Origin of the sequence: Amycolatopsis halotolerans, from assembly GCF_042647905.1 — a bacterium.
Lineage (GTDB): Bacteria > Actinomycetota > Actinomycetes > Mycobacteriales > Pseudonocardiaceae > Amycolatopsis > Amycolatopsis halotolerans.
On the sequence record NZ_JBHRWI010000043.1, the window covers coordinates 95,880 to 116,654 of the forward strand.

18 protein-coding genes are annotated in these 20,775 nt (G+C 70.0%); 8 read left to right on the forward strand and 10 right to left on the reverse strand.

What is annotated here, in order from left to right:
• Positions 1-32: 32 nt before the first annotated feature.
• The 3 genes from ACFORO_RS32465 to ACFORO_RS32475 all read right to left on the reverse strand — a co-directional run bounded on the left by ACFORO_RS32465 (position 33) and on the right by ACFORO_RS32475 (position 5,061).
• Entirely contained in the window at positions 33-3,368 is a 3,336-nt protein-coding gene (locus ACFORO_RS32465) for a phosphodiester glycosidase family protein (RefSeq protein WP_377896696.1), read from the reverse strand.
• A gap of 124 nt (positions 3,369-3,492) precedes the next feature.
• Positions 3,493-4,218: a maleylpyruvate isomerase family mycothiol-dependent enzyme gene (locus ACFORO_RS32470; RefSeq protein WP_377873438.1), complete on the reverse strand. Its 726-nt coding sequence runs from the start codon at positions 4,216-4,218 to the stop codon at positions 3,493-3,495.
• Between the two features lie 9 nt (positions 4,219-4,227).
• Positions 4,228-5,061, reverse strand: coding sequence for a helix-turn-helix transcriptional regulator (locus ACFORO_RS32475; RefSeq protein WP_377873439.1), 834 nt, complete (start codon positions 5,059-5,061; stop codon positions 4,228-4,230).
• Between the two features lie 86 nt (positions 5,062-5,147).
• Between ACFORO_RS32475 and ACFORO_RS32480 the strand changes: the two genes are divergently transcribed.
• Positions 5,148-5,921 (forward strand): SDR family NAD(P)-dependent oxidoreductase, encoded by a 774-nt coding sequence (locus ACFORO_RS32480; protein ID WP_377873440.1) that lies wholly within the window; start codon positions 5,148-5,150, stop codon positions 5,919-5,921.
• Positions 5,922-5,984: 63 nt separating this feature from the next.
• On the opposite strand, the gene ndk is transcribed toward ACFORO_RS32480, so the two are convergent.
• The 3 genes from ndk to ACFORO_RS32495 form a co-directional block, all read right to left on the reverse strand.
• Entirely contained in the window at positions 5,985-6,395 is a 411-nt protein-coding gene (ndk, locus tag ACFORO_RS32485) for a nucleoside-diphosphate kinase (protein ID WP_020660996.1), read from the reverse strand.
• A 71-nt stretch (positions 6,396-6,466) separates the two neighbouring features.
• Complete coding sequence (locus tag ACFORO_RS32490; RefSeq protein WP_377873441.1) at positions 6,467-8,023, reverse strand: alkaline phosphatase D family protein; 1,557 nt, start codon at positions 8,021-8,023, stop codon at positions 6,467-6,469.
• A 97-nt stretch (positions 8,024-8,120) separates the two neighbouring features.
• A complete protein-coding gene (locus ACFORO_RS32495) occupies positions 8,121-8,600 on the reverse strand; it encodes a GNAT family N-acetyltransferase (RefSeq protein WP_377873442.1) in 480 nt (159 codons plus the stop codon).
• Between the two features lie 53 nt (positions 8,601-8,653).
• Here ACFORO_RS32495 and ACFORO_RS32500 point away from each other — a divergent pair, with 53 nt between their 5' ends.
• Positions 8,654-9,034, forward strand: coding sequence for a VOC family protein (locus ACFORO_RS32500; RefSeq protein ID WP_377873443.1), 381 nt, complete (start codon positions 8,654-8,656; stop codon positions 9,032-9,034).
• Here ACFORO_RS32500 and ACFORO_RS32505 read toward each other — a convergent pair.
• Genes ACFORO_RS32505 through folC form a run of 3 tightly spaced genes read right to left on the reverse strand, consistent with a single transcriptional unit; the run spans position 9,018 to position 11,364 of the window.
• Positions 9,018-9,290, reverse strand: a complete 273-nt coding sequence (locus tag ACFORO_RS32505; protein WP_377873444.1) for a hypothetical protein — start codon at positions 9,288-9,290, stop codon at positions 9,018-9,020. The genes ACFORO_RS32500 and ACFORO_RS32505 overlap by 17 nt on opposite strands.
• A complete protein-coding gene (locus tag ACFORO_RS32510; RefSeq protein ID WP_377873445.1) occupies positions 9,287-9,688 on the reverse strand; it encodes a DUF4233 domain-containing protein in 402 nt (133 codons plus the stop codon). Before ACFORO_RS32510 ends, ACFORO_RS32505 begins: the two co-directional genes overlap by 4 nt.
• A complete protein-coding gene (folC, locus tag ACFORO_RS32515) occupies positions 9,685-11,364 on the reverse strand; it encodes a bifunctional tetrahydrofolate synthase/dihydrofolate synthase (protein ID WP_377873446.1) in 1,680 nt (559 codons plus the stop codon). The genes ACFORO_RS32510 and folC overlap by 4 nt, the downstream gene beginning before the upstream one ends.
• 169 nt (positions 11,365-11,533) lie before the next feature.
• Here folC and ACFORO_RS32520 point away from each other — a divergent pair, with 169 nt between their 5' ends.
• Together ACFORO_RS32520 and ACFORO_RS32525 are read left to right on the forward strand one after the other, a co-directional pair.
• Positions 11,534-12,166, forward strand: a complete 633-nt coding sequence (locus tag ACFORO_RS32520) for a class I SAM-dependent methyltransferase (protein ID WP_377873447.1) — start codon at positions 11,534-11,536, stop codon at positions 12,164-12,166.
• Between the two features lie 94 nt (positions 12,167-12,260).
• Complete coding sequence (locus ACFORO_RS32525) at positions 12,261-13,133, forward strand: SGNH/GDSL hydrolase family protein (protein WP_377873448.1); 873 nt, start codon at positions 12,261-12,263, stop codon at positions 13,131-13,133.
• A gap of 271 nt (positions 13,134-13,404) precedes the next feature.
• Here ACFORO_RS32525 and ACFORO_RS32530 read toward each other — a convergent pair whose 3' ends face one another.
• Positions 13,405-16,032 (reverse strand): valine--tRNA ligase, encoded by a 2,628-nt coding sequence (locus tag ACFORO_RS32530; protein WP_377873449.1) that lies wholly within the window; start codon positions 16,030-16,032, stop codon positions 13,405-13,407.
• Positions 16,033-16,092: 60 nt separating this feature from the next.
• Here ACFORO_RS32530 and ACFORO_RS32535 point away from each other — a divergent pair, with 60 nt between their 5' ends.
• From ACFORO_RS32535 to ACFORO_RS32550, 4 genes are all read left to right on the forward strand, one after another.
• Positions 16,093-16,434: a hypothetical protein gene (locus ACFORO_RS32535; RefSeq protein ID WP_377873450.1), complete on the forward strand. Its 342-nt coding sequence runs from the start codon at positions 16,093-16,095 to the stop codon at positions 16,432-16,434.
• A gap of 109 nt (positions 16,435-16,543) precedes the next feature.
• A complete protein-coding gene (locus ACFORO_RS32540) occupies positions 16,544-16,990 on the forward strand; it encodes a MarR family winged helix-turn-helix transcriptional regulator (RefSeq protein WP_377873451.1) in 447 nt (148 codons plus the stop codon).
• A 74-nt stretch (positions 16,991-17,064) separates the two neighbouring features.
• On the forward strand, positions 17,065-18,408 hold the full coding sequence (locus tag ACFORO_RS32545) for an MFS transporter (protein ID WP_377873452.1): 1,344 nt from the start codon (positions 17,065-17,067) through the stop codon (positions 18,406-18,408).
• 46 nt (positions 18,409-18,454) lie between these two features.
• On the forward strand, positions 18,455-20,767 hold the full coding sequence (locus ACFORO_RS32550; protein ID WP_377873453.1) for an FdhF/YdeP family oxidoreductase: 2,313 nt from the start codon (positions 18,455-18,457) through the stop codon (positions 20,765-20,767).
• The last annotated feature ends 8 nt before the right edge of the window (positions 20,768-20,775 follow it).

Here is a 20,775-nt window from a genome sequence, read left to right on the forward strand (position 1 = left end):
GCCGAAGACCGCCCCGCCCTTGGCATCTCAGCTCAGCGCACCGTCACCGGAACCGAACGGGTCACCCCGTTCACCGTCACCGAAATCTCCGCTGTCCCCGGCCGCAATCCCCGCACCGACCCGGTCGCCGGGTCGAGCGACACCACGTCCCACGGGGCGGGCGGCCAGCTGCCGATGTGCACCCCGCGACCGCCCCAGACGGCGCTCACCGGGTACGCCACCGGAATCGACCGGCCTTCCTGCGTGACCGCGGCGGTCACCTTCCCGATGCCGCCCCACGGCAGCGTGCCCGGGCCGGTCACGGTCAGCGCGTCGACGTTCGGGCGCGTCTCGAAGCGCACCGGCTGGCCGCGGTCCGACGGGTCGACCTGCATCAGGGTCCAGCCGACGAAACCGCCGTCGCCGGGAGCCGCGGCGGGGGTCTTGCCGGAGTTGCCGTTCACCAGGTACGGCACGCCGTCCGTGCGCGACAGGCCGAACACGCCCGCGTGCGAGGCCAGCGAAGCCGCCGGTTTGCCGGACTTCTCCTCGAAACCGGTCAGCCACGTCTGCAGCAACGCGGCCTCCTTCCGGTCGCCCAGCTGCGAATTGCCGGTCGGGCTCGGGTCCTTCACCGGGTGGTGCATCGCGACGACCACGCCGCGCACCGAACGATCCTGCGCTGCGTTGTCGAGTGCCTCGCGCATCATGCGGACCTGGTCGAACCCACCGGCGCGCAGCGAGCCGCGCGAGGAGTCCATCAGGATCAGCCGTACGCCGCGCACGTCGACCACGCGGTGCGTTTCCCCGAACGCGGCCTGGAAGTTCTTCAGGCCGTCGCCGGCCTCGGCTTCGTGGTTGCCGGGGACGTAGTACCAGGGAACGCGGCCGTCCAGCTCTTCCGTGATGATCTTGCGCGCCAGGACGAAGTCCGGCGCGGTGCCGCGATCCACGAAGTCGCCGTTGATCAGGACGAGGTCCGGTTTCGCGGCGACAGCCTCGCGCAGCGCCCGGCGCGCCTGGGCGACGAGCGGTCCGTCCGGAGCGTCGGAGGTGAACTGGGCGTCGCTGACCACCGCGATCTTCAGGCCGCCCTTGCCGAGCGTGCCGTTCGTGACGAGCGCCGGGTCCGGGACCGCCGGATCGTGCGGCACGGTCGTGGTCGGCGCGACCTCGAAGGTGAGGTCGTTGAAGACCAGTTTGCCCTCGTATTGCTTGCCTGCCGCGGTTTCCACGGCGTAGAAGCGGGTGAACCGCTGTCCGTCCGGCAGTCCGGCGGGCACCGCGGCGGTCACATACCGCCAACCGGTCCAGGCGACGCTCAGCGACAAGTCCACAATGGACGCGGTGTTGGCGCCGTCACGGAGTTCCGCGCGGATCCAGGCGCCCTTGCCGTCTCCGTTGATCCACATGCCGATCTTCTGCGTACCAGTCGGAACCGGGATCGGGTTGGCGGCGTTGACATACGCGGCGCGAGTGGCGGTGGTGCCGGTGAGCCGGTAGTCGAGCGCCAGGCCCTTGCCGCCGTTGCGTCCGTCCGCCGACGACAGCGCAGCGCCGACGACCGCCGGGTACACGGTGGCGGACCAGCCTTCCGGACCGGCCAGCGGAGCCGCGACCTTGGCTTCGGTACCCACCGAAGCCGCCAGGTGCATGGTCTTCCCGCCTGCGTGCACGGTGATCGCGGTGGCTCCGGACGCGGTCTTCGCGGTGACCGCGAACCCCTTGCCCGACGGCTCGATCTTCACCACGGCGGGGTCGTATTCCAGCTTCACGTCCGACGGTTCGATCCAGGTGCCGTAACCGTCCGCGTCGTAGCCGTAGACCTGGAACTCGCCGCGCGCGTCAGCACCGGACAGCGCGACCTGCTTCGTGCTCGCACCGAGCCGGACCGGCTTGCCCAGCACGGTCAGCTTCGTGCGGCCGTTCACGAAATTCTGGTGCGCGGTGACAGCGACATCGGCTCGCGCGTCCGGGTGCAGGAAGTCGGGCTGCGCGGTGAAGACGTTCTTCGTGACAGTGCCGCGGAACGGGTTCGACGTGGTCCAGAACGGCCTCGACGCTACCGCGGCCCCGGTCTCGTCGTGTCCGTTCGGCACGAGCGCACGGCTCAGGCCGGACAGCACGCGGGTCGAGTTGTCGCCCTCCTGCGCGGGGGCGGGTGCGAAGCCGGTCAGCCGTCCGCTACCAGGGACGGTCGCGACGCCGATGCCGTTGGGCACCAAGCGTTCCCCGCCGTCCGAAGGCGAGTTGCGCACCGACGGCGCAGCCTCTCCCTCGCCGCGCGCGAGCAGCGTCGAGGAGCCGCCGCCGTCGAGGTTGATCGCGTCGTTGGCTCCGAGCCGCTGCAGCTGCCGGGCCATTTCCAGCTCGGTCATCCCGCGGCTGTCGGCCTGACGACCGTCGACCGTGACGAGCCACATCCGCTTGCCGTCAGCGGAAAAACCGACACCAGTACGCGGAGCAAGGGTGACGTCGTCGAGTTGCTGGAGCTGTCCGTCCTTCAGCAGGGTCTTGTTCCCGCCGACCGCGACCGCGATCTTGCCCGCGTCGGTCCGCGGCGCGTACGAAACGCCGACTCGGTCACCGATCTTCAGCGCCGACAACGCATCCGCGCCAGCTTCACGGCCGAGCAGCAGCGTGCTGCCAGCCGGAATCGGGCCGTCCGCGGGCTTCGGACGCACCTGCGTCACCACACCGTCGCGGATCTCGACCTCGGCGACGCGCTGTGCACCGGCAACCGACGTCGCGCGCGCCGAAGCACCCCAGAGCGGCGTGTAGACGCCGAGAGCGTCCTTCGTGAGCACCGGGCTGTTGAAGTTCGTGGCCGGGACAGCTTGCCCGTTCGGCAGCGTGACCGACGCTTCGAGGAAGATGTCGGCGAGCTTCGCGCGGCCCTGGTCGGTGATCGCGGCGGTGGTGTTGTGGCCGGACGCGGGCGCGTTGTGCAGCTCGCCCTTGTCGATGCCGACACCGAGCGGCGCGCCGGAGGCGTTGATGTCGAAGAAATCGCCGTTGACGCCCGCGACCGCTCCGGCGCGAGCGACCTGCTGGGACAGCGGGGTGCGCGCGGAAACGGTGCCCGGGCTGAGGTAAGTCGGCTTCAGGACCTTGCTGGTGAGGTCGACGCTCAGCGCGTCGCCGCGGATCCAGCCCTTGGGGTCGAAGCGGTCGAATTGGGTGAGGTTCAGACCAGGTGCCACCGCGTTGGTGGCGCTGCTGGTCTCGAGGCCGTCGTCGGCGCCGGGCGCCGCGGCGACGGCCGCCGCCTCCCGGGCCGAGGAGAAGGCGGGCGCGCCCTCGACCGGCGGCGGGCCGAGCGGAGCGGAGAGCGGGTCGGCATGCGCCGGAGTGGCCAGCGTCAGCACCAGCAAGGCGCTGAGCAGCACGGATCTTGATCTTTTCACCAGGTACCCCACGATCGCGAAAATGGCTCAGGTCAGCCAAATCCATCGGCGCGACCGCCGGAAGTCCCTGCGGTGAACGGGACCTGAATGGCGCAGGATTATCCGCTCAGGGTGTCATGCGCGCGGCGAGAAACGCCTTCGCGACGGCTTCGTCGCCATCGATCCCCGGCTGGAAGTCGGTGCGATTCCACAGCAGCAACAGCAAATCCTGCGCGGGCGCCGCGACGGTGGCGACCGCTTCGCCCTCGCCCAGCTCGGGCGGATCGCCGGGCACGACGGTCCACGCGTGTCCGGTGTCGGTGGTGCGCAAGGTGATCGGCGCGGCCAGCGGAACCTCGTGCTTCCAGCGCGCGACGCGCGGCAGCATCGTGCCGAGAACCTCGAAGACGCCGTCGGCGGCGATCAGCGGGTCAAGCTGCGCCGTCCGGCCGCGTGCACCGAACAGATCGACCAGATGCACGGCAGTTTCGTGCACCTGACGGCGGAACCAGAACCCTTTCGCCTTCTCCGCCGCGCCGAAAACCCAGCACGGGTCGGCGGGATCGGCCGCTTCGAGCGCGTCGAGCAGTTCGGCGGCGCTCTCGGCGTACCAGGGCGCGAGGTCGCCGCTCGGCGCGACGTCGAAGTCCTGATCGCTCAGTTCGCCGGTGCGGACGATCCCGGCGGCCCACCGGTGCACGTTGCCGAGGTGCGTGACGAGGTCGCGGTTGGTCCAGTCGGCGCAGTACGGGACCGGATTGTCGAGGTCCCCCGCGGCTCCCGCGGCGAAAGCCTCGGTGAGCGAGCGCAGGTGGGGCAGGTAATCGCGGGGCGGCAGCGGCAGGGCAGTCACGGGTGGAGGTTAACCGATGTGCTGGGTTCCGAGCACCGACAATAACCGCAGCGCCTCCTCCCCCGGCGAGCCCGGCGCGGCGGTGTACAGCACGACCTCCTGGTCCCGGTCGGCAATGGCGAGCACGTCGCAGTCCACGGTCACAGTCCCGACGGCCGGATGCTCGAACGTCTTGCTGAACGTCGATTCCGCCACGACGTCGTGCGCCGCCCACAGCGCGGCGAACCGCTCGCTCCCCGCGAGCAAGTCCGCGACCAGGGTGCGCACCTCGGGGTCGTCCGGGTACTTCGCCGCGGTCACCCTCAGCCGGTTGGCCATCGCGCGGGCGAACGCCTCGGCTTCGACCAAGCCGTACAGGCGCGATCGCCCACGCTCGAGGAAGACCCGGCGAGGCAAGCTGCGTTCTTCCCGGGACAGCGCGGAGAAGTCCTCCATCAGCGCGGCGGCGAGCGGATTCCAGGCGAGCACCTCGTAGGTCGCCGAGAACACGACCCCGGCCGTCCGCGGCAACCGGTCCAGCAGGTCGAGGATGGTTTGCCGGACCTCCCGCGACGGCCCGCGCGCGGGTCGCCGCGCGCCCGCGAGTTCATGGAGGTGGTCGCGTTCGACGTCCGAGAGCCGCAGCGCGCGGGTCAGCCCGGCCAGCACCTCGTTCGACGGGTTCGGACCGCGTGCCTGTTCGAGCCGCGTGTAGTACTCGACCGAGATGAACGCCAGCCGCGCGACTTCCTCGCGCCGCAGCCCTGGCGTGCGGCGACGCCTGCCCGCGGGAAGGCCCACGTCGGCCGGGGCGATGCGTTCACGCCTGCTTCGCAGGAAGCCCGCCAGTTCCGTTCGGTCCACCTGCCCAGTCTGCGCAGTCCGGGCGGGCTCAGCCAGGTACATCCGGTGCCTGGCTGGCCGGGTTTGCCGGGGAGACCCTCGAAGCCATGACCGAAACACGAACGAACGGCCTGCTCGGCGGCAAGATCGCTCTCATCACCGGTGCCGGGCGAGGGATCGGCGCGGCGGCGGCCCGGTTGTTCGCCGCGGAGGGCGCGAAGGTCGTCTTGGCCGCACGGACCGAAACGCAGTTGAAGGCGGTCGCCGAACAAGTGCGCGCGGACGGCGGCGTCGCGGATTGCGTGCGGTGCGATCTCGCTGACCCGGCAAGCGTGCGGGCCGCGATCGACCGGGTGCTGGAGCTGCACGGACGGTTGGACCTCGCGTTCAACAACGCCGCGGCCGTCACCCCGCCGGGTCCGCTGGACGAGGTGCCGCTGGCTGACTTCGACCGGCTGTGCCAGGTGAACCTGCGCGGACCGTGGCTGGCGATGGCCGCCGAGGTGAAGGCGATGCGGGCCAGCGGCGGCGGGGCCATCGTGAACACGTCGAGCGTCGGCAGCTTCGGCGCGAATCCGGCACTCCCCGTTTACGGTGCCGCGAAACGCGCGCTGAACAGCCTGACCGAATCGGCGGCGGTCGCGTACGGGCCGGAGCGGATCCGGGTGAACGCGATCGCGCCCGGCACGACGATGACCGAGATGATCCGGCAGTGGGAGGCGGACTCGCCGGGTGTCGTCGCCCGGCTCGTCGCGGCCAATCCCCTTGGCCGCGCGGCTGATCCCGCCGAAATAGCCGAAGCCGCGGCGTGGTTGCTCAGCGACCGGGCTTCCTACGTGACCGGCGCCGTCCTGCGCGTCGACGGCGGCACCGGGGTCTAGAAAGCACGAACGCCGGGCCGGAACCGAAGTCCCGGCCCGGCGTTCGCGGGGTCTAGCGCCGGATCACAGGTCCGGGAACCACAGCTTCAGCTCGCGCTCGGCCGATTCCGGCGAGTCCGAGCCGTGCACCAGGTTGTACTGGGTCTCCAGCGCGAAGTCGCCGCGCAGGGTGCCCGGGGTGGCCTTCTCGACCGGGTCGGTGCCGCCGGCCAGCTGGCGGAACGCGGCGATCGCGCGCGGGCCCTCGACGGCCAGCGCGACGAGCGGGCCGGACGTGATGAACTCCAGCAGGTCGCCGAAGAACGGGCGCTCCTTGTGCTCCGCGTAGTGCTCCTCGGCCACGGAGCGCTCGACGGTGCGCAGTTCCAGCGCGGCCAGCTTCAGGCCCTTGCGCTCGATGCGCGAAACGACCTCGCCGACGAGGCCGCGCGCGACGCCATCGGGCTTGACGAGGACCAGCGTGCGTTCAGTCACGACGGTATTTCTCCTTGTACGGATTCGTGTTATTCGAGTGCCGAGCCTATCCGACGCCCTGGCCGGGCCGGTCAGCGACGCTGCGGCTGCAGCGTCTTCGACCACAGCGAGGCCCCGGTCGCGTCGCGAAGATCGACCGTCAGCGCACCGCTGGCACCGTCCACATTCACCTCACCGAAGTGCTGGAATCCTTGCACCGGCGAGGAATTCTGCGTCTGCGGGGCGTGCACGAACACCGCTTCCGGACCGAACGTCGGGTCGAGTTTGTTCGGGCCGAACGCGCCGGCGTTGAGCGGGCCGGACACGAATTCCCAGAACGGGTCGAAGTCCTGGAACGCGGCGCGCTCGGGCGAATAGTGGTGCGCGGCGGTGTAGTGGACGTCGGCGGTCAGCCAGACGACATTGCGCACGCGATTGCGCGAGATCTGCTTCAGCACCCAGGCCAGTTCGGTCTCGCGGCCGCCGGGCGCGCCGGGCAGGCCGTTGGCGACCGCCTCGATGTCCTTGCCGTCCGGCACGACGAGGCCGATCGGCATGTCCGCCTGGACGATCTTCCAGGTCGCGGTGCTGCGCCGGAGCGCGTCGGCCAGCCAGCGGGCCTGCGCGTCGCCGAGGATGTGGCCGGGCTTGGTCTGGTCGGAGGTGTTGGCGTCGCGGTAGGTGCGCATGTCGAGGACGAACACCTCGACCCGGCTGCCGTAGCGGAAGTTCCGGTACACCCGGCCGTCCACGGCCTGGCGGCGGTCGATCGGATGCCATTCGTGGAACGCCTGGAACGCCCGCCGGGCGAGGACGTCGGCCCGCTTTTCGGTGTATTCGGGGCGGTCGTTGAGGATTTCGCCGGGGTACCAGTTATTGACTACCTCATGATCATCCCACTGGACGCAGGCGGGCACCTCCGCGGCGAACCGGCGGAAGTTGGCGTCCAGCCGGTTGTAGGCGTGCTGTCCGCGGTATTCGTCGAGAGTCTCGGCGACCTTCGACTTCTCCGGCGTCACGATGTTGTGCCAGGTCCCGCCGCCGGGGAGCGTGACGGTTTCGGTGAGCGGGCCGTCGGCGTACACCGTGTCGCCGCTGTGCAGGAAGAGGTCCGGACGGCGGTCGGCCATCGCGGAGAAGATCGTCATGCCGCCGAGGCCTGGGTTGATGCCGTAGTTCTGGCCGACGACGTCGCCGCTCCACAGGATCCGCGTGTTCGCGCGGCCGATCGGCGCGGTGGCGAACCGGCCGGCGACCGGCTCGCTCGCGCTGCGGCCGTCGAGGTCCACGGCGGTGACGCGGTAGTGGTATTCGGTGCCCGGCGCCAGTCCGGCGACGCGCACCTTGCCGGTGCCGCCGGTGGCGGGCGTGACGAACGGGCCGGGCACCCGGCGGGCGTGCCGGAACGACGGGTCGCGCGCGACCTCGACCATCAGCCGCGCCGGGCGGTCGGCCTTCGACCACACGATGCCGGAGCCGGTCGTCACGTCCCCGGACGCGACGCCGTGGGCGAGCACCGGACGGTCGCGGCGGACGAGCGGGGCGGCCGAGGCGGAGCCGGGCAGCAGCAGCCCGCCTGCCGCGGCGAGCGCGGGCACGGCGATTCCGGCTTTGAGCACGGAGCGCCGCGATGGGGTCGTTTCGGTCATGGCGGTCGTTCTATCCCGCGGTCGCGGCCAAGCGGCCAACTCGGGCTGACCGACGGGTGAACGGCTCACTCGTCAGGAGGAAGCTCACAGCCGGTCGTCACGCTCGGTGCGCTTCCCGGACCAGCTCGTGCTCGCACTCGCCCGGTTCGGACAGCGGACGCTCCACAAACCCGTGCCGTTGGTACAGCGCCAGCGCGTACTCGTTGCTGCCAGCGACGCGCAACGCCAGCTCGCCCGCCCCGCGCCCCTCGCTCCAGCGCACGACGGCGCGCACGAGCGCGTCCCCGACTCCCCTGCCGCGCGCCGAGGGAGCGACCCACATCGACATCAGTTCGGCGGTGTCGCCGCGCTCGGAAAGGTGTCCGCTGACCATTCCCGCCGGAACGCCGTCAAGGTCGGCGAGGACGTTGAGCGAGACGTCGCGCAGCCGGGCCCGCCAGCGCGGTTCGGCGTCGCCTTCGCCTTGCCAGTCCGCGAGTTTCGAGCTGAACGCCTCCGGGTTCTCGCGCAGCGCCGCCAGCCGGAGGTCGCGCCACTCCGCCCAGTTGTCCACGCTCAGCTCGCGCACCACGATCACACTTGCACCGTCGCCGTGGCGGCCCGGCCGTTACATCGGAATAGGGTGAAACCATGCGCATCGACCGGCTCGACCACCTCGTGCTCACCGTCGCCGACCTCGATGCGACGGTGGATTTCTACACGCGCGTCCTCGGCATGACCGAGGTGACGTTCGGGGCCGGTCGCAAGGCGCTGACGTTCGGCACCAGCAAGATCAACCTGCACGAGGCCGGGCACGAGTTCGAGCCGAAGGCGGAACGGCCGACGCCGGGCAGTGCGGATCTGTGCCTGATCACGAGCGATTCGCTGGAGCGGGTCGTCGAGGATCTCGCTGCGCACGGGGTGCCGATCGAGGAGGGCCCGGTCGGCCGCACCGGCGCGACCGGGCCGATCCGGAGCGTGTATTTCCGGGACCCGGACCGGAATCTGATCGAGGTCAGCGTCTACCGCTGAGCCGCACCTCGCGGAAGTACACCGGCGCGGCACCGGGTTCCGGAAAGCATTCCAGGAGGAGATCGCCGCGCAGGTCGTCGAGCTCGTGAGACGCTTCCTCGAGCAGAGCGTCGGCCCACGCTTCGAGCGATCCGCTTTTCAACGCGGCGTTCGGGACCTGGCTGAACTCACCCGGTCCCATCGGCGTCCATCCCGGTTCGCCGTCCGCGCGGAACGACAGCCGCCACCAGTACGGCTGCCAAGAGCGAGCGCTCAAGCCTGTGGCTGCTGCTGGCTCGGCAGCGTCCCTGCGGCCATCCGGCGCGCTACGTCGCGGCGCAGCCACAGGAACCACACGAACGCGGCCAAGAAGATGATCCCGATGATCGCGATCGCCGGTTGCGTGATGCCGATCGCGATGATCGCCAGCTGCAGCAGCAGGATCACCGGCACCGCCCAGACGTGCTTCAGCATCCCGCACAGCACGATCAGCACCACCGCCAGCGCGATGACCGTCCAGCCGGTGAAGCTGGTGATGCCGCCGCCGAGCTTGGCGACCACCGGCAGCGCCAGCGCGACGGTGATCGCCTCCATGATCAGCGTGCCCGCCATGACACCGCGGAAGCCCTTCATCGGGTCCTTGGCGGGCGGCTTCGCCGGGGTCGTCTCGCTCATGCCGGTTCCTTCCCGAACAGCGTGCGCGCGTCGCCCGCGGTGACCACGGATCCGGTCACCAGCACGCCGCCGCCCGCGAGCGGTTCCTCCGGGTCGTCGTTCTGCTCCACGAGACCGATCGCGGTCTCGATCGCGGTCTCCAGATCCGGTTCGGCGAGCACGCGGTCCTCGCCGAAGATCGACGAGGCCATCTCCGCCAGGTCCTCGACCGGCAGCGACCGCGGCGACGAACTGCGCGTGACCACGACGTCGGACACCACCGGTTCCAGCGCGTCCAGGATGCCGCGCGCGTCCTTGTCGGCCAGCACGCCGACGACCGCGACGAGCCGGCGGAAGTTGAACTCGTCGGTGATCGTCGTGGCGAGCGCCCGCGCGCCCATCGGGTTGTGCGCGGCGTCGACCATGACCGCCGGGGCGGCCCGCACGCGTTCGAGCCGACCGGGGTTCTCGACCTCGGCGAACGCCTCGCGCACCGCCTCGACGACGAGCTGTTTGTCTTTGCCCGCACCGAAAAACGCCTCGACCGCGGCCAGCGCGAGCGCCGCGTTCGCCGCCTGGTGCGCGCCGTGCAGCGGCAGGAAGATCTCGTCGTACACACCGCCGAGTCCCTGCAGTTTCAGCATCTGCCCGCCGACCGCGACCTCGCGTTCGAGCACGCCGAACTCGCTGCCCGCGCGCGCCACCGCGGCGTCGACCTCGACCGTGCGCTTCAGCAGGACGTTCAGCACCTCGGGGTCCTGCTCGCCGATCACCGCGACCGAGCCCGGCTTGATGATCCCGGCCTTCTCCGCGGCCGCGTCGGCAGGTGTCGGGCCGAGGTATTCGGTGTGGTCCAGCCCGATCGGCGTGATGACGGCGACCTGCGCGTCGGCGACGTTCGTCGCGTCCCACGCGCCGCCCATGCCCGCCTCGATCACCGCGGCCTCGACCGGGGCGTCGGAGAACGCCGCGAACGCCATCCCGGTGAGCACCTCGAACTTGCTCATCGGCACGCCGTCCTCGCTCGCGCCGTCCACCATCGCCACGTACGGCGCGATGTCCTGGTACAGCCCGGCGTAGCGGGCGGCGGAGATCGGACGGCCGTCGAGCGCGATCCGCTCGGTGACGAGCTGCAGGTGCGGGCTCGTGTAGCAACCCGACCGGAGGCCCATGCGGGTCAGCAGCGAATCGACCATCCGGGCGACCGAGCCCTTGCCGTTCGTGCCCGCGACGTGCACCACCGGGTAGCCCTGGTTGGGCTCGCCGAGCAGCGTCATCAGCGCCTGGATGCGGGCGAGCGACGGCTCGAGCTTCGTCTCCGGCCAGCGCTGGTTCAGCTCGGCCTCGGCGGCCATCAGGTCGCGGCGGGCCTCCGGGCCGTTCTCGTCGCCGAACTCGGCCGGCGCGCCCTCGTCGTCGAGTTCGTGCAGCTCAGTGCCCTCTTCGGCGTGCAGGTCCGGGACCGGGCCGAGCGCCAGGTTGTCGCCGAGCTGGCCGATGCCGCCAATCCCGCCGCGCGACCCGCCGCCGACGGTGTAGGCCGCGTCGGGCGCGTCGAGGTCGGGCTCCAGCTCGTTCCCGGCGTCGTACTCGTCTTCGCTGTGCGCGAGCGCGCCCAGTTCGTCGACCCCCGCGAAACTGTCCGGATCGGCGAGATCCGGCCGCCGGGTCTCCTCGGGCTCCTCACCGCGCGGCACTCGTGCACTCCTTGAAGTCGCTGTCCCGGCGCGGTCGCGCGACCGGGGAAGACCAGGCGAAAGGTTCGGCCCGGCACAGGCTCGAGCGTACCCGGGGCCGCCTCGCGCCCGGCGGCCCCGGGGCTTCGGCGTGATCACGCCCGCAGCGATCCGTGGCAAGGTCGGGCGCATGCCCTTCGACCACAACCACCACTATCACCCGGCGCTGCTCCGGCTCCTGCCGCCAGGCCCCGGCCGAGCCCTGGACGTCGGCTGCGGCGACGGCCGGTTCGCCCGCAAGCTGGCCGCCGCCGGAATGACCGTCGAAGGCATCGACGCCTCAACCGAAATGGTCACGCGCGCCACCGCCGCCGGTTCGCCAGGACCAGGCACCGTGGAATACCGCCGAGCAGACGTCACCACCGAACCCCTGGAACCCGAGTCCTACGCCTTCATCTCCTGCCTCGCGTCCCTGCACCACGTCCCGTTCGAAACCGTCACGAGACTCCGCGACGCCCTCGCCCCCGGCGGCGTGCTCGCGGTACTCGGCTGTGCCCGCCCCAGCCGCCCGAGCGATTTCGCCCGCGAGTTCGTCGCCGCGCCCGCGAACGCCCTGGCCAGGCTGATCGTCTTCGCCGGAGACCGCCTCAACGGCGGCCCAGACCCAGTCGCCAAGGCCCCCGTGCACATGAAATTCCCGCCGCTGAACGACGTCCGCCGCGACGCCGCCCGCCTGCTCCCCGGCAGCACAGTCCGCCAACTGGTGTTCTGGCGGTACCTGCTGACCTGGCGGAAACCCACAGATCACCCCGCAGCCGGGTGAAAACCTGCCCCGACCACCCGATCGGCGGAGAGCGCACACGCCCCGCTTGCCGAAAGGTAAAGCGGGTCGTACCGCTCGGGAGGACGGGGTTCGCATGCGCACCATCCGAATCGTGCTGGCCGCAATCGCGGCGGCCGCACTGCTTCTGTCGACGGCGGCCGCGAGCGCCGCGCCCCGGCACTACCGCCACTACGTCGCCCTAGGCGACTCGTATACCTCGGGGCCGCTCATCCCGCTGCCCCGGCTGGATCCGTTCGGCTGCTTCCGCTCGACGTCCAACTACCCGTCGATGGTCGCCGATTCCCTGGACGTGGACCGCTTCACCGACGTCAGCTGCGGCGGCGCGGACACGTCGCACATGACCGCCCCGCAAAGCGTGCCGCTGGGCCAGAACGCCCCGCAGTTCTCCGCGCTGCGCCCAGACACCGACCTGGTGACCGTCGGCATCGGCGGCAACGATTCGGGCCTGTTCGGCAAACTGGTCGACACCTGCCCGACCCTGCGCGACTCGGACCCGACCGGAAATCCGTGCCAACAGCACTTCACCGTTGACGGCGTAGACACGATCAAGGCCCTGCTCCCCAAGACGCAAGCGGCCATCGAGCAGGTCCTAGCCGGAATCCACGCCCGCTCGCCCCACGCGAAGGTGCTGGCCATCGGCTACCCGCGCATCGCCCCCGCGGAAGGCTACTGCCCAGACGTCCTGCCCTTCGCGAACGGCGACTACGCCTGGCTCTCCAGCGTCGAACAGGCCCTGAACAGCGCAGTAAGCAACGCAGTCGAGGCGGACGGCCAATCGTCCTATGTGGACACCTACACCCCGTCCTTCGGCCACGACGCCTGCCAACCCCAAGGCGTGGCGTGGATCAACGGCAAAGACCTGAACCTGCTAGCCGCAGCCCCCTACCACCCCCTGTACGCAGGAATGGAAGGCGAAGCAAAAGTAATCCGCCAAAAACTCCGCTAAAAACGACGTGAGGGGAACCCTGAGGGACTCAGAGTCCCTCAGGGTTCCCCTCACGGACTTTGGCCACCCCACCAACCGCCGCCGACGCACCCACCGATGGAGCCACCCACCCCACCCCCAACCCCGATACGAAGCCTTCTCTGCGGTTCGGGGGTGCTTGTCAAGGCATCTTTCCCGCCTTGACAAGCACCCCCGAACCGTCAGCACAATCAAACTTCGGGGTGGTGGCCCCCCATGGAGAGCGCAATGTCGCCGCCAGGCGACGAGCCGCCTAGGACGCAGGCAACGCAGCCAACCGAGCCTCAATCCGCCCGATATCAGCCACAGCAGTCTCCCGCCGCACCTTGATCTTCTCGATCACCTGCTCCGGCGCCTTGGCAATAAACGCCTCGTTCCCGAGCTTCCCCTCAGTCTGCGCCAATTCCTTCCGCGCAGCCCCGAGATCCTTCTCCAGCCGCTTCCGCTCAGCAGCGACATCAATGGTCCCGGAAGTATCCAACTCCACCGTCACCAAGCCGCCAGCCAGCGCGACCTCCAACGAAGCACTGGCCGAGAACCCGTCCTCCGGCTCAGTAAGCCGCACCAACGACCGAATCGCGCCCGAGTGCCCCTCCGGGTACGCCTCGCCGGTCAGCCGCGCGGCGACCTTCTGCCCCGGCTTCAAGCCCTGGTCGGCGCGGAACCGGCGGATCTCGGTGACCAGCTTCTGCACGTCGGCCACCCGAGCGTCGGCGACCGGGTCGGCGTAGCCCTCGACCGCCTCCGGCCACTCGGCGATCACCAGCGATTCGCCGCCGGTCAACGCAGTCCACAGCTTCTCGGTCACAAACGGAACGAACGGGTGCAGCAACCGCAGCACAGTGTCGAGCACCTGCCCAAGCACCTTCCGCGTAGCCTCGACCCGCGCGGAATCCCCTTGGTACAGCTGAACCTTGGCCAGCTCCAAGTACCAGTCACACAACTCATTCCAGGTGAACTGGTACAACGCGTTGGCGACCTTGGCGAACTGGAAGTCCTCGAACAGTCCGTCCACTTCGGACACCAGCGTCGCGAGCCGCCCGAGAATCCACCGATCAGGCTCGGTCAACTCGGCAGCGGACGGCAGCGAACCCGCCGCGGTCGCCCCGTTCATCATCGCGAACTTGCTGGCATTCCACAGCTTCGTGCAGAAGTTGCGCGACCCCGCGGCCCATTCGTCGGCCAGCGCCATGTCCGTGCCCGGGTTCGCGCCGCGGGCCAGGGTGAACCGGGTGGCGTCGGCCCCGTAGGCGTCCATCCACTCCAGCGGGTCGATCACGTTGCCGCGCGACTTCGACATCTTCTTGCCGTTCGCGTCGCGAATCAGGCCGTGCAGGTACACATGGTCGAACGGCTGGCGGCCGTCCATCTGCTGCACGCCGAACATCATCATCCGCACGACCCAGAAGAACAGGATGTCGTAGCCGGTGGACAGCACGCCGGTCGGATAGAACTTCGCCAGGTCGTCCGTCTCGCCGGGCCAGCCCAGCGTCGACATCGGCCACAGGCCCGACGAGAACCACGTGTCGAGCACGTCCGGGTCCTGCGTCCAGCCGTCACCCGACGGCGGCTGCTCGTCCGGGCCCACGCACACGACCTCGCCGTCCGGCCCGTACCAGACCGGGATCCGGTGCCCCCACCACAGCTGACGGGAAATCGTCCAGTCGTGCATGTTGTCGACCCAGTCGAAGTACCGCTTCTCCAGCTCCGCCGGGTGGATCTTCGTCCGCCCGTCGCGGACCGCGTCGCCAGCGGCCTGCGCCAACTCGGCGACCTTGACCCACCACTGCAGCGACAGCCGCGGCTCCACGACCGTGTCGCAGCGGGAGCAGTGCCCGACCGCGTGCACGTACGGCCGCTTCTCCGCGACGATCCGGCCCTGCTCGCGCAGCGCGGCGACCACCGCGGGACGCGCCTCGAACCGGTCGAGGCCCTCGAACGGACCGGGCACGGTGATCGCGGCGCGCTCGTTCATGACCGTCAGCATCGGCAGGTCGTGACGGCGGCCGATCTCGAAGTCGTTCGGGTCGTGCGCCGGGGTCACCTTGACCGCGCCGGTGCCGAACTCCGGGTCGACGTGCCGGTCCGCGACCACCGGGATCTTCCGGCCGGTCAGCGGCAGCTCGATCTCGGTGCCGACCAGGTGCGCGTAGCGCTCGTCGTCCGGGTGCACGGCCACCGCGGTGTCGCCGAGCATCGTCTCGGCGCGGGTGGTGGCCACGACGATCGAGGCGTCGCCGTCGCCGTAGCGGATCGACACGAGTTCGCCGTCGTCGTCGCTGTGGTCGACCTCGATGTCCGACAGCGCCGTCTGGCAGCGCGGGCACCAGTTGATGATCCGCTCGGCGCGGTAGATCAGGCCGGCGTCGTAGAAGTTCTTGAACACCGTCTGGACGGCCTTGGACAGGTTCTCGTCCATGGTGAAGCGCTCGCGGGACCAGTCGACGCCGTCGCCGAGCCGCTTCATCTGGCCGAGGATCTTGCCGCCGTACTCGGCCTTCCACTCCCAGACGCGCTCGACGAACTTCTCGCGGCCCAGGTCGTGGCGCGACAGGCCCTCGCCGGCCAGCTGGCGCTCGACGACGTTCTGCGTCGCGATGCCCGCGTGGTCCATGCCCGGCAGCCAGAGCACCTCGTAGCCCTGCATCCGGCGGCGGCGGCTCATCGCGTCCATCAGGGTGTGGTTGAGCGCGTGGCCCATGTGCAGGCTGCCGGTGACGTTCGGCGGCGGCAGTACGATCGAGAACGGCGGCTTGTCCGACCCCGCGTCCGCGGTGAAATAGCCCGCGGCTACCCAGCGGTCGTACATCGGGGCTTCCTCGGCGGCCGGGTCCCAGGCACCCGGAAGGTCGGTTTTCTGCTGCGGAGCGTTCTCGGTCACAATGGACAAGTCTACGAACCCGCCGCGGCGGGGTTACGCAGGGGGAAAGGCGGTGCGCCGATGACTCGGCCGGAGGATCCGGACGACCGGATGGAAACCCATCCGGACCTCATGGACCCGGAGTGGCGCAAGCACGCCCAGCGGGACGCGTGGCTCGGCGCGAAGAAGGACATGAAGAAGCGGCGCAAGCGCGAACGCCGCACCGCCCCGGCCGCGGTCTACGGCCGCGGCGGCGCGGCCCCGAGCCGCTTGCCGGGGATCGCGGCGATCGTCGGCCTGGTGCTGCTGCTCGCGGCGGCGATCGTGGTGCACCAGGTTCAGCCGATCGGGGTGAACGACGAGAAGATCGGGTACATCGTCGGGCTCGGTTCGTCCGCCGCGCCAAGCAGCCAGCCGCTCTAGCTCGAAGTCCGTGAAGGGCTCCTTGAGGGAATCAGATTCCCCCAAGGAGCCCTTCACTGCTTTTCACCCGAGGATGCACAGCCTGGACTCAACAGGCTAGACTGTGCTTATGTCCGAACACCCGTCCGTCCCGCCGCGGGTAGCCGAGTCCGCCGGGTGGATCCGCGGCGTCGTCGGCCAACTGCATCGCAGGTTGCGGCAGGTCGACAACGCCGAGATCCTCACGCCGACGCAGACCGCCGTGCTCAACCGGCTGCATCGCGAGGGTCCCGGGACCCAGGCCGAGCTGGCCGCGGCGGAGCACGTCCGGCAGCAGTCCATGGCCGCCACCCTCGGGGTGCTCGACACGCTCGGCTACCTCAACCGCACGCGCGACCCCGCCGACGGCAGGCGCGTCGTGATTTCGCTCTCCGATCTCGGCGCCAAGACCGTCATCGGGATCCGGCAGCACCGCGACGAATGGCTCGCCGCCGCGCTGGCCGACGAGCTCACCGAGGACGAACTCGAAACGGTCCGGCGCGCGCTGCCCTTGCTGCAGCGGATCGCCCAGCGCTGACCCCCCTTGAAACCTGAGGAGCACTGACGAACACCGCGACCGCCCCCGCGAAATCCCGCTTCGGCGCGCGCCTGGTGACCCCGCTGGTCGCGAGCGCCGTGCTGAACCCGATCAACTCCACGCTCATCGCCGTCGCGCTCGTCCCGATCGGGCAGGCCTTCGGCGCCGGACCGGGCCGCACGGCCTGGCTGATTTCCTCGTTGTACCTGGCCACGGCGGTCGGGCAGCCGGTCGTCGGACTGCTCGTGGACCGCTACGGCGCGCGGCGCGTGCTGCTCGGCGGCGCGTCCGTGGTGATGGTGGCCGGGATCGCCGGGATGATCCCAATCTCGGTCGAATGGCTCACCGGCGTGCGAGCGGTGCTCGGCATCGGCACCTGCGCCGGGTTCCCGGCCGCGATGGCGGTGCTGCGGCGACGCGCCGACGAGATCGGCGAAGGCGTGCCCGCGCGGGTGTTGTCCGTGCTGGCGATGTCCGCGCAGACGGTCATGGTGATCGGCCCGACGCTCGGCGGCGTGCTGATCGCGCTCTTCGGCTGGCCGGCGATCTTCGCGGTGAACCTGCCGTTGGCCGGCATTTCGCTGGTGCTCACGCTGCTGTGGGTGCCGAAGGACACTCCGGCGGAGAAGCCGACCGAGCGGATCGACGTCGCCGGGATCGCACTGTTTTCCGCCGCGCTGCTGGTGTTGCTGTGCTACCTGATGGCGCCCGGCATCGGCGATCTGTGGCTGCTGGCCGCGGCGATCGTGCTCGGCGCGCTGTTCGTGCGAGTGGAACTGCGCGCCCGGAAGCCGTTCATCGACCTGCGGATGCTCGCCGCGAACGGCGCGGTCCTGCGCACGTATTTGCGGCAGGCACTGAGTTTCCTCGCGATCTACACGATCATGTTCGGCTACGTGCAATGGCTGGAAGAGGCTCGCGGGTTCGCCGAATCCGCCGCTGGGCTGATGCTTCTGCCGATGTCCGGGGTCGCAGTGGGCGCGGCCGCGCTGTCGGGCCGTCCGACTGGTGTCCGGCTGAGGCTGCTGCTCGTCGGCGCCGCACTCCTCGCGGGCTCCGTCGCACTGCTGTTCGTGAACGACGACACCGCGTTGATCTGGCTCCTCGTGCTCGCCGCGTTGTTCGGTCTGGCGCAAGGGCTCACCAGCGTCGCCAACCAAACGACGCTGTACCGCGAGACCCCGTCCGAGACGATGGGCACCGCGAGCGGGCTCTTCCGGACCGCGCAATACCTCGGCGCGATAGTCGCGGCCACGGTCATCGCGCAGTGCTATGGCGGGCACGCCGACTCCGGCGGGCTGCACCGGCTGGCCGTCGTGCTGATCGTGACCAGCGGGTTGCTGCTGATCGTGACCGCCGCGGACCGCGCGCTGCTGCGGGCCGAACGCCGGGAACGGGACCGCGAGGCGGCAGTGTGACCACCCCCGTCTTGGGTTCTGCGAGGCAAAGGCGGACGATGAGCCCATGACTCGCGAAGCTCCGACTGGTGACGTGGACGAAGCCCGCCTCGAAGTGGGCAAGCCGAAAGGCTGGGCGGCCGGAATCCCGGGCGTCGCGGTTTCGCTCGCGCGCGGAGTGGAGCAGATGGGCCCGGTCCGCACCGCGCGCACGCTGCGGTTGCTGAACCAGCGGGACGGCTTCGACTGCCCCGGTTGCGCCTGGCCGGAGCCGCGGCAGGTCGACGGCGAGAAGCGGAAGTTCGCGGAGTTCTGCGAAAACGGCGCGAAGGCGGTCGCCGAGGAAGCGACGAAACGGCGCGTCGGCCGCGAGTTCTTCGCCGCACATCCGGTGTCGGAGCTGAACGAGCGCACCGACTACTGGCTTGGCCAGCAAGGCCGGCTCACTGAGCCGATGGTGTTGCGCGAGGGCGCTTCGCACTACGAGCCGATTTCCTGGGACGAGGCGTTCGGCGTGATCGCCGACGAGCTGAACGGCCTGGCGAGCCCGGACGAGGCGATCTTCTACACCTCCGGCCGCACCAGCAACGAGGCCGCGTTCGCGTATCAGCTGCTGGTGCGCGCGTACGGCACGAACAACCTGCCGGACTGCTCGAACATGTGCCACGAATCGTCCGGCGCGGCGCTGTCGGCGACCACCGGCATCGGCAAGGGTTCGGTGTCGCTGGCCGACATCCACCAGGCCGACCTGATCGTGGTCGTCGGGCAGAACCCCGGCACGAACCACCCGCGGATGCTGTCCGCGCTGGAGCAGGCGAAGGGCAACGGCGCGAAGGTCGTCGCGGTCAACCCGCTGCCCGAGGCCGGGCTGATGCGGTTCAAGAACCCGCAGAACGTGCGCGGCGTCGTCGGCAAGGGCACGCCGCTGGCCGACGAGTTCGCGCAGATCCGGCTCGGCGGCGACCTCGCGCTGTTCCAGGCGGTCGGGCATCTGCTGCTGCAGTGGGAGGACGCCGCGCCGGGGTCCATTGTGGACCTTGAGTTCGTCGAGAAGTCCACGCACGGCTTCGAGGACTGGGCCAAGCAGCTGCGCGAGATCGACTGGCCGGAGACCCAGAAGGCGACCGGTCTGGCCCGCGAGCAGATCGAGCACATCGCGCGGATGATCGCGACGTCCGAGCGCACCATCTACTGCTGGGCGATGGGGCTGACCCAGCACAAGCACGCGGTGCCGACGATCGCCGAGGTCGTGAACCTGGCGCTGGTGCGCGGGATGATCGGCAAGCCGGGCGCGGGCCTGTGCCCGGTGCGCGGCCACTCGAACGTGCAAGGCGACCGCACCATGGGCGTGTGGGAGAAGATGCCCGAGCCGTTCATGGACGCGCTCGACCGGGAGTTCGGCATCGCCGTGCCGCGCAAGCACGGCTGGGACACCGTCGACTCGATCCGCGCGATGCTCGACGGCCGCGGCAAGGTGTTCTTCGCGATGGGCGGCAACTTCGCCTCCGCCACCCCGGATTCGGACCGGACCGCGGACGCGCTGCGGGCGTGCTCGCTGACCGTGCACGTGTCGACGAAACTCAACCGCTCGCACGTCGTCCCGGGCCGCACCGCGCTGATCCTGCCGACGCTCGGCCGCACCGAGCGTGACGAACAGGAATCCGGACGGCAGTTCGTGACCGTCGAAGACTCGATGTCGCAGGTGCACGCCTCGCGCGGACGGCTGGCTCCGGCGAGCGACGAGCTGCTGTCCGAGGTCGCCATCGTGTGCCGCCTGGCGGAGAAGCTGCTCGGCGGCGACCACTCGGTGCCGTGGCGGTCGTTCGAAAAGAACTACGACCTGATCCGCGACCGCATCGCCGCCGTGGTGCCGGGCTGCCACGACTACAACCAGCGCGTCCGCGAGCCGGACGGTTTCGTGCTGCCGCACGCACCGCGCGACTCGCGGGAATTCACCGGCACGGCTACCGGCAAGGGCACGTTCACGGTGTCGGAACTGGAGTATCCGGAAGTTCCCGAGGGCCGGTTGCTGCTGCAGACCCTGCGCAGCCACGACCAGTACAACACCACGATTTACGGGCTGTCGGACCGTTATCGCGGTATTGAGGACGGGCGTCGGGTGGTGTTCGTGCACCCGGACGACCTGGCCGCGCTCGGGGTGGCGGACGGCGAGATCGTCGACCTGGTCTCGGAGTGGCGGGACGGGGACCGGCGCGCGCCGAGCTTCCGGGCGGTGGCTTACCCGACGGCTCGCGGGTGTGCGGCTGCGTATTTCCCGGAGGCCAATGCGTTGGTGCCGTTGGATTCTGTTGCGGAGAAGTCGAATACGCCGGTGTCGAAGGCTGTGGTGATTCGGCTGGAGCCGCACAACCACGCGTGACCTGCTCG